At 51.6% G+C, this 16,444-nt stretch carries 14 protein-coding genes; 9 read left to right on the top strand and 5 right to left on the bottom strand.

The annotated features are described in order from the left end of the window. Window positions 1–100: 100 nt before the first annotated feature. Window positions 101–1,474, top strand: coding sequence for a replication initiation protein (locus JFU11_RS24380; protein WP_201062337.1), 1,374 nt, complete (start codon window positions 101–103; stop codon window positions 1,472–1,474). Window positions 1,475–2,448: 974 nt separating this feature from the next. After that, window positions 2,449–3,336 (top strand): hypothetical protein, encoded by an 888-nt coding sequence (locus tag JFU11_RS24375; protein ID WP_201062336.1) that lies wholly within the window; start codon window positions 2,449–2,451, stop codon window positions 3,334–3,336. A gap of 1,212 nt (window positions 3,337–4,548) precedes the next feature. Here the strand turns inward: JFU11_RS24375 and JFU11_RS24370 are convergent. Next, window positions 4,549–5,205, bottom strand: a complete 657-nt coding sequence (locus JFU11_RS24370; RefSeq protein ID WP_201062335.1) for a hypothetical protein — start codon at window positions 5,203–5,205, stop codon at window positions 4,549–4,551. 254 nt (window positions 5,206–5,459) lie between these two features. Next, a complete protein-coding gene (locus tag JFU11_RS24365) occupies window positions 5,460–5,903 on the bottom strand; it encodes a DUF4124 domain-containing protein (protein ID WP_201062334.1) in 444 nt (147 codons plus the stop codon). Window positions 5,904–6,286: 383 nt separating this feature from the next. On the opposite strand from JFU11_RS24365, the gene JFU11_RS24360 reads away from it, so the two are divergent. Beyond that, window positions 6,287–6,901, top strand: a complete 615-nt coding sequence (locus JFU11_RS24360; protein ID WP_201062333.1) for a hypothetical protein — start codon at window positions 6,287–6,289, stop codon at window positions 6,899–6,901. Window positions 6,902–7,183: 282 nt separating this feature from the next. Here the strand turns inward: JFU11_RS24360 and JFU11_RS24355 are convergent, their stop codons facing one another. Further along, window positions 7,184–8,335: a hypothetical protein gene (locus JFU11_RS24355; RefSeq protein ID WP_201062332.1), complete on the bottom strand. Its 1,152-nt coding sequence runs from the start codon at window positions 8,333–8,335 to the stop codon at window positions 7,184–7,186. Between the two features lie 125 nt (window positions 8,336–8,460). Between JFU11_RS24355 and JFU11_RS28210 the strand changes: the two genes are divergently transcribed. The 3 genes from JFU11_RS28210 to JFU11_RS24335 all read left to right on the top strand — a co-directional run bounded on the left by JFU11_RS28210 (window position 8,461) and on the right by JFU11_RS24335 (window position 11,815). Further along, window positions 8,461–8,958, top strand: a complete 498-nt coding sequence (locus JFU11_RS28210) for a hypothetical protein (RefSeq protein ID WP_201062331.1) — start codon at window positions 8,461–8,463, stop codon at window positions 8,956–8,958. Between the two features lie 630 nt (window positions 8,959–9,588). Continuing rightward, on the top strand, window positions 9,589–10,107 hold the full coding sequence (locus tag JFU11_RS24340; RefSeq protein ID WP_201062329.1) for a zinc ribbon domain-containing protein: 519 nt from the start codon (window positions 9,589–9,591) through the stop codon (window positions 10,105–10,107). A gap of 943 nt (window positions 10,108–11,050) precedes the next feature. Next, a complete protein-coding gene (locus tag JFU11_RS24335; protein WP_201062328.1) occupies window positions 11,051–11,815 on the top strand; it encodes a restriction endonuclease in 765 nt (254 codons plus the stop codon). Between the two features lie 58 nt (window positions 11,816–11,873). On the opposite strand, the gene JFU11_RS24330 is transcribed toward JFU11_RS24335, so the two are convergent. Further along, a complete protein-coding gene (locus JFU11_RS24330; RefSeq protein WP_201062327.1) occupies window positions 11,874–12,032 on the bottom strand; it encodes a hypothetical protein in 159 nt (52 codons plus the stop codon). A gap of 670 nt (window positions 12,033–12,702) precedes the next feature. Between JFU11_RS24330 and mobA the strand changes: the two genes are divergently transcribed. The 3 genes from mobA to JFU11_RS24315 are packed head-to-tail and all read left to right on the top strand — an operon-like array spanning window position 12,703 to window position 15,827. Further along, the gene (gene mobA / locus JFU11_RS24325; protein WP_201062326.1) at window positions 12,703–13,044 is read left to right on the top strand and encodes a plasmid mobilization protein MobA; all 342 of its coding nucleotides are present in this window, start codon (window positions 12,703–12,705) and stop codon (window positions 13,042–13,044) included. Beyond that, window positions 13,034–15,445, top strand: coding sequence for a TraI/MobA(P) family conjugative relaxase (traI, locus tag JFU11_RS24320; RefSeq protein WP_201062325.1), 2,412 nt, complete (start codon window positions 13,034–13,036; stop codon window positions 15,443–15,445). Before mobA ends, traI begins: the two co-directional genes overlap by 11 nt. A gap of 22 nt (window positions 15,446–15,467) precedes the next feature. After that, window positions 15,468–15,827 (top strand): hypothetical protein, encoded by a 360-nt coding sequence (locus tag JFU11_RS24315; protein ID WP_201062324.1) that lies wholly within the window; start codon window positions 15,468–15,470, stop codon window positions 15,825–15,827. On the opposite strand, the gene JFU11_RS24310 is transcribed toward JFU11_RS24315, so the two are convergent. Beyond that, window positions 15,824–16,414: a hypothetical protein gene (locus tag JFU11_RS24310; RefSeq protein ID WP_201062323.1), complete on the bottom strand. Its 591-nt coding sequence runs from the start codon at window positions 16,412–16,414 to the stop codon at window positions 15,824–15,826. The genes JFU11_RS24315 and JFU11_RS24310 overlap by 4 nt on opposite strands. Window positions 16,415–16,444: the final 30 nt, after the last annotated feature.

The following is a 16,444-nucleotide window of genomic DNA, read 5'->3' as shown; positions in this document are numbered from 1 at the left end:
ATCCGATGTCTCATCGTTATAACGGTGGAAGCAATACGTATGCACTGAATCGGATTAGACAGATTGCTCAGTACAAGCCAGGGTGCGTTGGAGGTGAGGGATGACCTACCTCAAAGCCGTCAGGCTCTCCCCCTCTGATTCAAATCACGCGGACGAGGACCCGTCAGCAAGCAGTACGCATACCCCTCCTCCGCGTTTTTTCGAAGATGGTACTGCACTCAATCGTGTGTTGCTGGAAGCGCCTTACATGGCGCGTTGCAGTGACGATAAAACCGCGACGCGTATACGTCCTCGCGAGTACGCCCTGCGTTACCCCTATATGCAGATCAATCGCCCTGGCATGGTGTCGTGGCTGATTTTCGACCTCGATCATGCGAACTCATTGATTTGGGACGATGCTGGCTTGCCTGCACCGAACTTGATGGTGCGCAATCGCAAGAGTGGTCATACCCACCTGTACTATGCAGTCCCTTCGGTCTGCACTACCGAGAGCGCTCGACCCAAGCCGATTCAATTCATGAAAGCGATCTATGCCGCTTTTGCAGCTCGCCTCGATGCTGACGTCGACTACAACGGCGGCCCGGTTGCTAAGACGCCAGGTCATCCTTGGTGGGACACGACTGAACTGCACAACCACGTGTACGAACTGGGCGAACTGGCGAGCGCTGTGGAGTTGACTGTCAAACCGTGGGCTACCGGTCCCAAACTTGACCAAGTGAGTCATTCGCGGCATTGCATCTTGTTTGAGCAACTGCGCTATTTTGCTTACAGCATCGTCAATCGCGAGCGTGAGCTGGGTTCTTTCGAGTCCTTCATGCGCTCGCTCGATGCGTATGCCTACAACCACAATAGCTTTCTCAAACAAGGGTTTTCCGAAAACCTGCCGCTGTCTTCAATCCGCGCCACTGTCAAATCCGTTGGCCGCTGGACATGGGATCGCTACACCGGGGACCGCCGTTGCCATCGAGGCGCAATGCAGCTCGATCGGAGCCTATCGCTCGCTGAACGGCAAAGCCTCGCCGCTAAGCGCACCAATGAGATACGACACAGAGCCACGGAATCAAAGATCCGCGCCGCCTGCAGGCAGCTTCAGGCTCAAAGCAAAGCACTGGTGCGTTCGGCGATTGCGACTCTTGCCGGCGTTTCTGTAAGAACCGTGGCCAGCTACGCACACATCATGACTGAAGTTTCCAAACCGGCGACCGTGAGCGTGCTCAAGGTGAGTCCTGAAACTGCGCCTGAGACTAATAGACACGTCAACTCAGCATCCCCTAAGCCGGTTTCGGCCCTGAAACAGCAAGCCCGTTCAGGTAGCTCTCAGGGTGTGCAATCCGGTGTACATCAGATATCTGCGGTACCGGAGGGGCCGCAAGCCGGAGAGCGGCGCCTATCAGGCGATGAGAAAGCCTGTCTAAGCGGCTTAGGGCGAAGAAGCTGCCCCTGCCTTGGCCTCCGGCCACTCTGCGGGCGCTAAGACCCGGATAAATTGACCCAAACCGGCAAGTCGGCCCGGGATTCAACCGGGCGCCTTTGCGTGCTGGCTGAATCAAAAAATACAAAACGTTTAGGCCGTCATATGCCTTCAACGAATGCATGTTTTTTGAGGGCCGCGTCCGGTCAACTCAATGGCATCGACTGCAAGGAAATACTGATTGCCGTCACGAAGCACAGCGGAAAATGCTTGAGTGCAATTCTCCAACAGTCGCTGTACAGAGTGCATGCGGATTTTTAGTTGAGCCGGAGAGCAATGCTGGAATAGTGAAGCTTTCCGGCTTTGTTGTCAGGCCGACAACGAGCGAAGCGAGGCGTCAGTCACGACCGGAAGCCAGGTGCAGTGCAGAAACTTAAGATAGGACTGGGTGAGCGGACTTAGATAATTGCTATATTTTCAAGCGGCGTATCCACGCTGAAACGCAAATAATCACTGGCACACACAGATACCCTGAAACTGCGTTTCAACGAGTCTTATGATTTCACCGATTCAAAGAGCTTTGATGCCCACACAAGTGGGGAGTGCCGGAAACGGACCTGTGCGAGTTCTTCGAGCCTATGAGCCACAATGCGTGGGTGGGTAACTCCGACGACAGCCCTAGGAATCGCGCGTTCACTTGGGTCAGTGGCCAATGGCGTTCGTCATCAGTGTACAACGCGGTGCCCGTCCTTGAAGGAGGGCCTGCCCGATTGCTCGCAATGTCCCTGGGAAAGGAAGGGGCATCGGATCAATCTTGCAAATCTGCTTAGTGAACATGCCAGGTTTGCGGTGTCGTTGAATCATGCCGAGCACCTTTTGGAACAGGTGGCAGGGTGGGCAGAGGAGCTTCGTGAGCATTACAGCCAGAGTCTCTCGGGAGACGATTTGTAAACCGCGATTGAGGCAGCCTGCGTTGAGCGAATGTCCATTTAGATCATCCAATTGCCACTGGCCATTCAGGGGAGTCTCATGGTTTATTGAAACAGAAGATGCTCAGGCCAACCGGCTCGGGTTGTTGCGCTTTGGAGTTTTGTTTGGATTTGCCTATTCCTTTCAACCTGATCGTTAAAGCTGCTTCCTGGGTTTGGCAGCGTGTTACCAAGGTATTGCTGTACAAGACCTATGTTGGATCACATCGAAAATGGAATTCCCGCCATCGGCTCGGATCGCGGTGGGAGCCATTAGGAAACCACCTCGAATACTCCTTGAGGCTAGCGCAGCCTACCGATCACAAACCCCATGTTTCTCAGCTTGCCTTAAGATCGACCGGTCAAAGCTTGGTAAATGTGGATCTCTATTTCGAGGCCCGTGGCGCCGGAGTGCGCTATCAGGACAAGATTTCAGTATGCGACGTCGACCGAACCCCAATAGTCTGGAACTTGATGAATGTTCCGGTTCTGGAGTTTCTTGGAGCACCCCGAGAGCAAATAGCGTTCTCTGTTGAAGAAGTCGAATTGCGGCAGTGTGTTGTGAGGCTTCCGAGCGGTGAGGTTCTGCCACCTTATGACTCTATGCGTTCCTACCTCACCCAGAGTTGGCTCATGAGTGATGAATGGGTGTATCAATGGGGTCATTGGTGGAACTGTAATGCGATAAAGTTTGCTAAGGGAGAACTCGCTATGTATTGGCGTTTATGCTTTGGGCTCTCAAGAAATCGTGTGTATTCGCCTTACGCAACAGGTCCACGTCGCAAGCCAGTCATGCAGTCACTTCTTCGAGGTCTTGGTTGGGTCATGGCGCTACCCCTGGTTGTGACAGCGCAGTTCTGGTTGGCTATCTGGTCTGGGCTGTGTGTGATAGATCGCGATGACAGGCTCAGCTTCAGGTGGCGCGCTGGCAGGAAGGATGAAGCCGATCCTGCTTGATCGCACGGATTTCTTACTCCGTCTGTCGGCTAGCTCGGCATTCACCTAAGTACGGGATCTGGGTAGCTTAATGGGTGAGAGAGGTTCAACTGGCAAGTGGGGAGGCGTGATGAACGAACGCTTCTGGCCGTTCACTGCCGGTTATGTTGCTAAGGGTGCAGGGTAAAATATGGTGCAAATGGCTGGTTAGGTCGATTGCAAATGGGTCATGCGAATACGGCAGTTATAGGCTGCTGCCCCTCCTTCATGAACGAGTCCCGGTGAATGCTGAAAAAATGGGATTCTTCGGAAAGTGGGAAACTGCATTCCACGTGACCAACAGGCGTCGTAGTGATGACCGACACAGAACGGCCATTTGCAGACATTTATAACGCAGAGGTTCAGCCGCAGGCTTGCTGGAGCGAAGCGGTGGCAAGGCAGTGTCGGGACCGTTTGTTGGATACAGCTATTCGCACCATACATCGCATTTTTCGCGTGTTCTCAGGTTAAGAAGCTCTGCGCTTGAGCATGCACCGAGCGGACTTCCCTCTAAAAATAGAACTTCGTCTCCTTCTTCCCATCCCAGGCAATACGTTTGCGCTTCAAATTTTTCCCCGTTGATGATGAAAAGCTCATCGTTGTGAGCTACCTCGATTTCATAGCTCCCACGCCCAGAAGCTTTGCTTGGTGCGCTATAGCCCTGACGCGGAGCAGGGGACGCTGCTGCGCGTGGTTGTGGGGAGGCGGATTTTTCGCCACGAAGAGCAGCCGATTCTCTTTGAACGCATAACAGGAAGAGAGAAGGCCCCAGTGATGTGGAACAGGAGCTCGACAACCATTGCTTTTGTTCTTCGGTAAGAGACGAGATGTTTGGCAGCCCGTCTGCCAGTGCAGCCTTCTCGCGGTTGAGGCAACTAATGGTAAGGGACGGACCGAGGGAGTCGGAGCAGCTACTTATGACCCACGCTCGTAGCTCCGGCTTTAGGCTTGAGAGGTCTGGTTTCCCACGCGATGCAGCTGATGCTTCCCGCACGACGCAGCTAGACCAGAGCGATGGCCCGAGGCTGCGAGTACATGAGCGATTGACCCAATCGCGTGCGTCGGGAGAAAGCCTAGACAGGGCCGCGTCGGGATCTTGAGCAATCGCTGAGCGAGCGACCAGCATCGCAAGAATGGTGAAAAGCTTAGCTTGTAATCGCACGTGCTTCCCTCGACAGAATGCGGCGTGCTTACTCATCGACGGAGATCCTTCAGAGCGTTCGTGACGCACTGCAAATAGTTCACAGGTTTCGGACTGATGTCATACCGGTTAATTCCCCAGCAATCCGCTTCGCTGCCGCTAATCCAGACAACTTCGTCGGATGGGATCTTCTCGATAAAAGCCATCACTGCACCGTATGCTGTCCCATGGGCTATTGCATGCTCCGCAATCGCGTCGTTGCAGAGAGTTTCGATTTTTCTTGTTTGTGCATTAAAGCAGCCATGAAACCCGAGGTATGAACCAGGAACGGCTACATGCTCTCGTCCAGCAATGAAAATAATTGCGGCGCAAGCGGAGATGCACCTCCCGCCTGGAGCTATATAGGTATTTACGTAGTTGGCATCGATAACCCCGGATAGCGCAAACGCAGCTTGAACACTGCCCCCAGGGCTTTCCAGAACCAATGTGTAGTATCCATACGAATGTTTGGCATTCGGCGTCAGAGCAGCCTTGAAGCGAGTTGCATCTCCAGCCACAATCCCACCGCGACCCAGGATTGCGGGTTCACCTTTCATGGCCACCACGTCAAAGGTCATTGCAGATGAGCACTCACAAGCAAGTGACCATAAGGCGATTGCGACTAGCTGCATCACAGGCGCTCTCATGGTATTCGATTCATTTCGGCGCATTAGCGTCCAATTCCTTATAGACGGCAAACCGTGTCGCGGTGGCGTGTCGTATAACGCTTCTAGTCGGTCTGTAAGTCCTTATCTAGCTTAGACGTGAACACGGCAAACGCGACATTGCCCAGAGAGAAACACGAAAAGGTGATGGCCTCCATGGACCGAAATTGCGGTATCACTTGTTCGCTAGATAGGCGCTTGAGCAGCGCGCGAAGTCCGGTCACGCGAGACTATCAATTCAAACTCGTCATTCAAAACAATTAGTGTTGGTAGTAAAGTTCTCGAGCCTCCTCTCTCAGACGTATCGATTTTTCGTGATTGGTTTCGCTACCCTTATTCTTGATCACCGTCACGCCAGGGATTTTCGGTTTCAGACTGTCGAGATACTCCTCCTGAGCCCTTAAGCGTCGCTTGACACGACCATCCCTTGTATCTTCATCGGCGGAATCTTGGACTACGGTCGGCGAGTTATGAGACGAATCCGGATCCACGCTTTGGGTTTTCCGTTGCCCAGAAGATGGTTTGATGGGCTCTCCCATGTTGTTGATTTTCAGTTCTTGTAGTTCTGCGCTCCCGTTTGCGGTTCCGCATCCGGAGTTCGAGAAAACCACACGACCATCCGGGGTTGTGCATTTGTACACATCCGCAGCTTGGACGATGGTGGTACAAAGGGCCGCGAGTGCTAAGTGCGAAGTCCATTTCATGATGCAACCCCCAAGAAGGCTGGACGACACCGCAAACTGCTGTGACGCTTCCCATTTCTGAACTTAATCGTAAAAAGTACAGTGACATTGATGATAGCCGCAATGGTCAAGATTGCTGCCGGGCGCGCGCTCTATTATCGGAAAGGGGGAGACTGGCTTTCGAAGACTGACCGCCCCTTGGCTGGTACCTGCCCGTCAGGGAGGGCTACTGCCTGCATCAGTATTCCCCCAAATGGCAATCACCGCACAACACTCACGCTATCATAGTCAAGTCACTATGCACTGCCTGCGAGACCAACAAAACCAAAGCAGAGGGCAGCCTGCATTGGCATTATCCAGTTGACGGGTTCCCTGCACGATCCCGACCACCAAGGAGTAATCAATTGAACAACGGACATGTCATCCATGGCTTCATGTTATGTGCAGCACTTACCGCACTTTCAACCCATGCCTGGGCTGAGGACAAACAGTGGGTGACCACTGAGCGTACCGACCGCCATACCTGCCCTTCTACAGAATGTGGTGTGGTCGGGCATCTGATGTTCCGGGAAGGTGTCGATGTGCTGGAGACCAAGGGTATGTGGAGTCGAATTACCAAAGCCTACTCAGCATCCTGTGTAGAGGGGGAAAGTGAGTACGTGAAGGAGGACAATAAAGCCTGCACCACCGCCAATGGCATCAAAAATGGGCTGTTCGCTGAATGGATACAGAATAAGGATCTGAGCCAAAATCGACCTACAAACCCGGACGAGGACGCGAGCGGTGATGATGCGCTGATCAAAGGCTCCGATGATTACCGAATCTACAAGGATCAGTTCACCAAAGCAGCGCGCCAGCTGATCAACGACGGCACCTGCACAGAAGGCGACTTCAAAGAGATGGGCGGCTGGATGGCCTCCACCAATCGTGGCCAAGACGTGTACTTCACCTACTGCGGCGGCATGACTCTGAGCAACAAGGTGTACCTGAATGCCAAATCCGGCAAGGTTAGCCGATAGCTCGCTCAGCTACCGACGATCTTCCAAACATAGTTTGTGTTGGTCATGGTTGACCAAGCTCACTTCGACTGATTGGGGCGAACCGCGTGAATGCGTTGGTCCTGGCTACGGTTCCTGGGAATCGCTACTGTTTTCACGCCAAGACGTGGGTGCATAAGAAAACGCGATGAATCGCCCATTGAGTATCGTTCTCGCTGAAGCCTTCGACAGCGTCGTGCACGATGTTCTTGTTGCTCCGCAGGTCTTAAAACAATAAATACTTTTTCTATTTTAAGGTAAACCTCACTGAAATTCCCTACAGTAAAGCGGCATTCTGAAATCCTCGCTTTCGGAAATATGCCCGGTAATTACGCCTTTTATAACAGTTCTATCCCACCTTTCTGCAAGTTTGGCGCATTCCTTTCGGCGCGATGAAATATAGTCATCCCAACTATCCCTAGACTTCTTGATGCGATTTTTGTCTACTGAAACCCCAGCGCGCGCAAAAATGTTAATAATTAATTTCTGGTTATTTGAATTATAATATATGGCACTTTCTGGAACGTTCAAGCCATTGCCGTCGCGGTATTTTGGGTTGCCGCCAAGCTTTCTAATAAGTCTGAATATTTCAAGTTTAGGGTCCGCTTGAATTCCGAGCTTCGAAATCAATCCAGTATAAGAAAAGTAGGTATAATCCTTTCCTATAGGGCACCCTTTGTCGATTAAAAAATGGAATGTTTTGGGTTTTCCATAATTTAAGGCGGCGTCAGGCCACGCTGCGCTACCTCCGTAGTTCGGATTGGAAATATTGACTCCATGACTTTCTGCCAGCTGAAGTAATTCGATTGTTTGATCATCACTTAATTGATTTTCTTTATTGTCTGACCGAAAAAATTCGCTGACGACTCCTCCTATGTTTTTGTTTAGGCTGGATGAGTCAAGCTTGCCGCTCTCAAGCAAAATCTTTATTAAATCGTATGGCAGTTGCGGAATAAGTGTTGCCGGGTCAGCCGCGTAATAATAGGGTCTTTGTTGCGCTTGATAATCCACGGTATTTTTCTTAGTCCCAATATTTTCTGACCCTGTGACCCCGTTGTCTTTTAGGAGGATAGCAATCTGTCGGGTCTTGATGTCGAGTGATACATAGCCATTTTTTAGTACAAAATAAACCTCATCGAAACATCCACTATTGCAGTATCCCGACGCTACTACTTCCTCGACCAACTGGATTTTGTCGGCGTGCATAAGTGCTGTTTGCATATAAAATTGAGAGAGCTCATGCTCTTCATTGGTTTTCTTCTTGTTTTTAGGTGGCGCGTTAATTTCAGTGTTGTCGCATCCTGACAACGATAAAGCAAGCGTCATTATGGATGTAAAAATGCAAGTGCTAACTTTGCGCTCCATGCTTAAGCTGGCAGATGCGGCCATTGTGATCGCGCGCGGAGTGTTAATCATGACGAACCCCGAGCTGCTATATCAAACGCTGAGTAGGTCGGCATCAAAGTTATCCATATCTGCTTTAAGTCTATACATTAAGATTGGAGAGCTTAGTAGTAAACCGCTACGCGAGATCTCTTTTAATGCAGCATAGCCATCCTTGCCGATTTCACCCAATTCATTCGCAATTCGATGCAGTCACCGTAAGCAGCGCCACCGAAAGCGGCCAGAAGCGGACGCTCAACCCACGTCTTTTTTCGGCCAGAAGTCGCCGGCCGGAATACCATCACGAAAAGGATTTACACTCGTTTGGCCCCGACTCAGATCGCTGTCTAGATACGGAAAATAGATTTGTGCAGATTCAAATTATCTACACTCAAACAGACATGTTGCTCTCCAAGCACCCTTACCCATCGTGGAGAGAGATTCAAAATCAGTACCCTGACTACGTGACTTCGCTCGGTCCCTGGGATGAAGATACGGTTATCGAATACCTAGCAGATGAATACCCCGATCTTTCCCCACATCCAAAAGAGCAAGTCGTTGCATTAATTGAGGATACTGAAGAGACAAGAGTGCCCGTGTCAAAAATCTCCCTGACAACCATTCGCAGATATTCGTGCGCAATTGCATGGACTTGACCACCCATTTGCATTGCCACAGACCAGTCAATTGCATCCGTGCTGACCAACCGTTTGCATTCGACTTGACCAGCACACGCCGAAGTGACGACCGGCAGAGAACGGCTGTGGATTCAACTGGTCGACGCACCAGATTGGCGAAATCGTTCGGTATTCACCGGCCTTCCGGCATCAGCCAGCCCTTGGGTGGCCCGCTCCAGGTAGACAGTGTTCCACAGTACGATAGCAGCTGTTACCAGGTTGAGGGGTTTGGGGAGCAACGGAACAGAAAGTGCACTTAAGCCCTACCTGTAGCAGCCGCTGGGTCTGATCCTCCTCGAATATTCCCCCTGGATCTCGAGTCCCCTCATCGACACCTACATCGGGTTTCGAACGAGAAGCTACCCACGCTGGCTCAGATGCGCGGGAGCGTGCATCCGCCGATCCCCGGAAGGCCCTATCCAAAAACTGCCGGTTGGCCGGCTTCCGGGGCATAGGCGGCGTCCCCTGCTACGCTGAATTCGCAGACGGGCATACCTTCACCCCTGCTGCGCCTTGACGCGACTAGATCAAGACGGGCCGAGGGAAACATGGTGCAACCGATGAACTTGACACCGTATGTCGCCTAATTAAGTGCAAGGGAGTTCAGCAATGGCAATCATCAAGTGCAAAGAGTGCGGCAAGGACAAGAGTCAGACGGCTGAGGTATGCCCTCACTGTGGTTTCAAGCAGCGCAAAACTAGTTTTGTCACATGGCTATTCGCTATCCTCATCGGCTTGCCGATGCTTGCCAGCATCTTTATAGGCGCAAGCCATGAGAGTGCTGCTCCAAGGTCGATGACGCCAGAAGAACTTGCTGTAAAGAAAAAAGAAGATGCAGCCACCCAACGAGCCGCTGCTGGCGCTGTTCTATTGAAGAAGACGATGCGTGATCCGGATAGTTTTAAGCTGGAGTCAGCTTTAGTTATCGATGGCAGCGGAGCGGTTTGCTATAACTACCGAGCAAAGAATGGCTTCGGCGGTGTAAATCGGGGCCATGCTGTCCTTTCTACAGATGGCAAAAGATTTAAGACTGATGATATGGATGGCTTTACTACGCTTTGGAACAAAGAGTGCGCGAATAAATCAGGCTCAGAAACGGCAACTGCAATTAATTGGTTCACTCTGTAGCACACCAGGTTCCTGGGGGTATATCGCTTCGCGCTGGACTGTTGGAGCCGACGTCGAATTGACCCAGTTGCCGAGATATCGCTGGCCCGGTCTGATTTCTCGCGAACCATTACCTTTACTGGATTTGTACCGGTATGGAGGTGGGTTAGTCTTGCGCCAGCACGTGGGTCAATTTGGCGTTGGCGTCAACAGCAGTAGTCAGCCAGGCGTGGCAGGTTCTTTGCTTTCTCGTCGGATTCAATGGGCCCGAAACGCCCTTGGTGTAAAGCAAGTCGAGACGATTTCTGAGAAAAAAATTTTCGAGCAGTGAATCGCCCCAGATTTCGTAGACACTCTCATCGGCTGCTGTGGGTTGGTAGCTGCCCTTGGTGAAAGGCAGCTATCGGCCAATCGATGACAGACATAGTGGCTCCTGGAGATGTACTCAGATTTGAGTGTATCTCTGTAAGCCAGTCAAAAACCCTGCGAAATCACGCACCCATAGTGGAATATCGCGCAATGTGAGTTTTTGGTCTCAGTAAGACAGTTCGGTCTACTGGGCATCAGTGATTCCTGCTCTGAGACATGAACAACCAGGTGTAGCTAGTGAGCCTTAGTAGTCATCGAAAATAGGTATCCCAAGGATCGTCATGCCATGGATAATGGTAAGGTGATATCACCATCCTCCCTGCCACCAGGAAAAATATATAGAAATCTGTAACTATACGATGCCCGTTAGATTCCTGAACTTAGTATGCATAGCACAAGCATATTCTGGATGGGGCATACTAAAACTGCTAGAGGATCGCGCCTTTTTCGAAAAGGAAGGGCTCAAAGAATATCTCAAAGCTTGGCACGATTTGAAACAACAGCTCACGATTAATCCGCGAGCTCACACTTGAAAATTTTTTAAGAGTGCGCCTGACCAAGAAATTTAAACATCGCACCTAACTCACGGTGAAAAATGTCTAAGATACAAAATACGGGCAAGGATTTTGAGAGTTACGTCCAGTACGTCTACAGCACGCTACTCAATCTCCGCGGCGAAAAAACACAAGTATCTCGCCGAACCACCTTCCAACTACCCACCGGCGATAGTTATGAAGTTGATGTATACTATGAATTTTCGAGGGTCGGCGTTCGACATAGGGTAGCTATCGAGTGTAAAGATTGGAAGCGCCCCATTGACCAAGGAAAAATCCTCGAATTTCACCAGAAAATTAAAAACATCGGACATGATGTTATTGGAATAGTTGTGTCTCGATCTGGCTACCAAGCAGGTGTTGAGATGGTAGCCGCTAGACACAACATATCACTACTCGCCGCGGACGACCTGCCATCACTTCCAGAGTTAGTAGGTCGGCAGCTTATCAGTTCTGGACTGCATGAACCTGATTTACTAGGCGAGCCTTTCTGGATTATCGCTGAGCGGAGTAATAGTCCAACCCAGTACAGTACTGGAAGCTACCATGCTCCAGTGGCCGACGGCCGACCCACAGTCCCTTTATTTTTATCGAAAAGGTATGCAGAACTTTACTTAGCAAAGCTTAAGGATCGGGAGCTATGGTCGGTTTACGGCATGCCGCAATACAAGTTGAAGGTATTCCTTGCGCTCGCGAAACTTCATGATTTGAATACTGCGATTGTTTACGCCCCCCCAGAATCAAACGGCACCATTTCTGCGGTAAAAGCCTCGGTGAGCGAACTAGAGCGCGACTTTATCGTTTGATCCCCCTGACGGCAGGCTGGAGCAGACGCGTTAACGCGTGTACCGAGACGGTAAGGGGCTAGGTCAACGCCGCGATGTACGCCGGCAGATCGCCCGGCACGGGCCTCAACATCTGCTCGACCAAGACCATTTTCTCGCCGTAACCACCTGGATAACGGTTGGAAAAACCGATGTGGTGGAAATATTGCGGAGTGGTCACGAACGACAGTAAACACACTCGCGTACCCTATTCATCGAAGACCAAGCTGAGGAGCGAGCTCTCTGGAACACTTGCTGCGTGTTTGAAAAACACCTTCCTATGGAAGGAAGCTACGCCGACATTCTTAAGATGGCGCGGGAAAGGCTCAGGGATGAATGACTGCAATGGGTCGATTGCAGCCCTCACTAGATACTGCTGATACGAAACGTGCTGGAGTATGGATCGTATCTAAAATTTCGAGTTTTTTCTAGTTATTCAAATTGTGGCTTTACTGTGGCTCTACTGTGGTTTGATTGCGGTGAGACTGTGGCGAGACCTCGGTAAGAGTACGGCTAGTCAGTGGTTAGATTGTGGTTAGATTGTGATAGTTATTTAGTTGATTTGGAAAGAGTGTAGAAACATTGTGGCGAAAGTGTGGCGTTAGTGGGTATATATTGAATATCCATAAGCGTGTTGACACTCTTCGTACTCCAATTTAGTTTCAAATACGAGGACAGGGTGTGGTTTGAGCTACCGCGCACTTCGTGCTGGTATCTCACCGGGGTTCTTCCTCGCTCCGCTCGTCATCGCCCCTAACCTGCCCTGCTCAGGGCTGTGCCCCGAGACCCCTGCCGCTGTGCGGCCACTAGAAGCGGAGTTTGTTATGGCCTCAAATGGTCGTTCTGGTTCGAATACAAGGAAGCGGACTGTGGTCGTTCACACTCGCTGTCTGCCCGAAGAGGCAGACGCGCTAAAGGTTAAAGCCGAGGATGCAGGCATATCGTTGTCGATGTTTATTCGTTGCGCCGGATTGAATCGCCGTATACGGAATCAAACAGACCGTATTATCTGTGCAGACATAAAGACGTTTGCCGCCCAATTGCGTAGTTTAGGTGGCTTGCAAAAAGAGCTATTTAATAGCAGTGGTGGTGCCTATTCACAGCAGACGTCGGAGATATTGATTGCGTTTAAATATGCCGTTGACGAGGCGGCATTGGCACTTAAACGCATAGCCCCAGACATTGAGGAAGCGGACAGCGATGATCGCTAAAATTGGCGGTCGTCGAAGCGATGGAAAAACAAGCTTTCGTAGTTTGTCTAAGTACATTAACAGTCTTCGAGATGGTGTTGATCCTGAGACTGGGGAAGTCACAGTTGGAGCAGTGGCAGTGCAAACAAACTGCCTTTCTGAAGACACTGCGTGGATTGAAATGTGGGGTACTTCTGTTCGTAGTACGCGCACGAAAGACCCGGTAATGCACCTTGTTCTGAGCTGGTCAGTAGGAGAGTCCCCAACCGACGATCAAGCTTTTGATGCGGGTAAATTTGCGCTCGCCGCTATTGGGCTCGACGGCCACGAGTATCTGTCGGCTGTACACCGTGATACCGACAATGCGCACTTGCATATCATGGTGAATAAGGTTCACCCGGATACGCACCGAGTACCGAAAATGTCGTTTTCGAAATTCACCTTAGATAAGGCAATGCGACAGATCGAAATTGACCAAGGGTGGAAACACGATAATGGGCCTTTTTCTGTCAGAGAGGTTGACGGTAAGAAGTCTATAGATTGGACCCATACGAGTGCAGCAAACCGGTTCAAGGCACGGGAAGGGACGCGCGCAGATCTGCCAGAGAAGGCCCGGCAGTTTGAGGTTCACAGTGGCAATGAGTCGTTAGCAGGCTATGCCAAAGGCCAGCCCAAAGATGATGCCGGGGCGCTAATGAAATCCGCCAAGGCGTCGTGGCAGGCGTTGCATACCATACTAGCCACTCATGGACTTGAGTTAAGACCAGCAAATGAACGAAACAACGCTTTCTATGTGGCGTCGGTACGTGATCCCGCTCAAGCTCCGATCAAGGCATCTGACATGGGGTTGGGAGGGGGAAAACTTATAAAGCAGCTTGGCCCATACGAGCCACTTGAAACCAGGTATTTTGACCGGGAGGCGGTAGAGAATCAGACCTATAGCAAGCATCGCCCATTGCGTGATCCCACTAAGCGTGCCGAAAACCGCGAGAAGCGCGCCAAAGAACGCGCAGAGCTGCGCGGAAAATATGACGGTTTTGTCGTTGAGTGGAAGGCCATGAAAGCCCCGGCTAAGGCTGAGCTAGCCAACACCCAGAAATTGCGCCGTAAAGCTCTCACTGATCGACTTAGGGCAGAACGGGAAGCCATCCGTCGAAGTGGGCTAGACGGCAATCATCGCAGAGCACTTCTATCGGTCGCAGCGTTTACTGCTGCGGCCAAACGAGACGAATTAAAAGTCATATTCAAGGCTGAAAATGCCAGTCTACGAAAAGAGAAATATCCATCTTATCGGGACTGGGTGGGGGATCGTGCAGAGGCAGGCGATCTCGCAGCCATATCGCAGCTTCGGGGCTTTGCCCACGCAGACAAGCGGAAGGGCAAGCATCCGCAAGAGCCAGACATTGCGAACGCACAGCGGGCATATTTTTCAGCTTTTTCGGATAGTGATCTTGACCCGGTGTGGCCTACGAGGCTTTCGGAGCGCGTTACATGGGCTGTCGATCGTTCTACAGGTTCGGTGAACTATTTGATTAATAACCGCCTGGCGTTCCGAGATGAAGGGCGGCGTATCACCCTCAACAATGACAGCCACAACGATGCGGACAGCATCGAGATGGGCCTGCTTCTTGCGAAAGAAAAATTCGGAGCTGTAGTCGTGCATGGCGATCAAGAATTCTGGGATCGTGTACTTGCGGTGGCGGCTGAGCGGCGGCTAGACGTACGGTTTGCCGATCCTGAGCTTGAGCAACGACGTAAGGACGCTATCAAGGCCGATATAGACCAAAAGCGGCAGCGCGTTGTGGAAGATCAAAAGCAGGTCGATGTTTTGCGGACGCAGGCGGAGGCCAAGATAGCAACCCAGCAGCCTGGAATGGTGCGAGACGCGGCAAAACAAGTTTTATCAGCAAGGGAGCCGGTCCGGCCAGTCCGTGACTATGTAGAGATGGAAGCAATCGATGCCGAGATAATTCGGTATCGGTCTAAGCTGGATTGTACATTCCGGGAGTCGTTGGGCGAACGTCCAGACCCGGAGAAGGCGGGCGGCTTTATTGGTCGACATATGGCGAAAGGCAAGGCCATGCAGTGGGACGAAGATTTTGACAAGAATGTGACCCGGCCATTGGCGGCGCGGCGCGAGCACTTAAATAGCAATCATCCCGATGCCGTTAAGTTTAGAGATGATGCTTGGAAGCGGGCGATCATAGAACACGATTCATCGGTCATTGATTGGACAGAGATGCGCGATTATGCGAGGCAGACACTAATGGATTTTCACCTAGATAGCGAGCCTCCACCGAGCCAGCACGATCAGCGAGCCGCTCGACAAGCCGAGACTCAGCGATTGCAGCAGCGACAGGAAGAGCAGGAGCGGGAGCGTCAAAACTCACTCGACCGAGACACGCCGGACTTGGATATATGAGGGCTGGATCATGTTAGAAAGAATGAAGTATGCATGGCGGTTCGACCCGGACGCGCAGGAGTTCCACGCTGTTCTGCCGCTCATGGTGTGGAATGATCCCGGCGCGTATTACGTCATCCGGGACGGTCTGGGTGATTTATGGGTGCACGATCCTTGGGGTCGTGAGTGCCCGGCACATTTTGAATATGTAGAGGTATACGGTATGACATTCGATAGAGAGCAGTTCGACCCGGAAAGGGTAGATGGTCAGCGCATGACCAAAGAGCCACCCTTGCGGTCGTTGTTTTCGCTGCTGCCTGAACAGGTCGATGAACTGCGGGCAGAGATGAGGCGGGATGGTCAGTGGATGCGCGAGCAACTGAACACCCGTCGTGGCTGCTAAGCAATGTCTTCGTTTTCGTTGGCGAGCTTACTGCGCGCTTGTAAGGCCTTGTAGCGTTCTACGAGGGAGCGGTATGCACACTCAAGTGGGGAGCCGAGCTGATCGAGGTTAGACATTATGGGCAGCCCCTCTTCTGGCGCAGGTAGGTCCATTGCAGGCGGGCGACCGCGCCCTCGTGGTGGTCGCTCCACTCCGGCCTTCTCCAAGGCTCGTGTGAAGGCGTCCAGGGCCGACCAGATGGCGGTCTTTTGTACCTCCTTGACGGTGTGTGCGCTCTCAGCCAGCGCCGCCGCCGCATAGCGCAATGTGAGCGGCAAGGCATCCAGCGAAGCCTCAAGTTGCTTGCGTCTGAATCCAGCATCGTGGGACTTCTTCCACGCTTTCCACTCCCCTATTTCAACCTCTGTCAGTAACCGGACAGCATGCTCCGGTAGCTCGGTGTCCCATCGACTAATCGTGCAGACGTAGCTTTGCTTTTGATTGCCGCTTTTTGTCGTTTCATTCAGGAGGCGAAAACAAGTCACAGGGTTGCCGATGTACTGGATGCCTAGTGTTTTGCTGTCCTGGTACTTCAGCTTAAATCTCAATTTTGCCATCTCTGCTAGCAAGTTCTGGAA

Source organism: Pseudomonas sp. TH37 (genome assembly GCF_016650735.1).
GTDB lineage: Bacteria > Pseudomonadota > Gammaproteobacteria > Pseudomonadales > Pseudomonadaceae > Aquipseudomonas > Aquipseudomonas farris.
The sequence above is the reverse complement of the archived record's forward strand: the minus strand, read 5'-3'. Positions and strand labels throughout refer to the sequence as shown.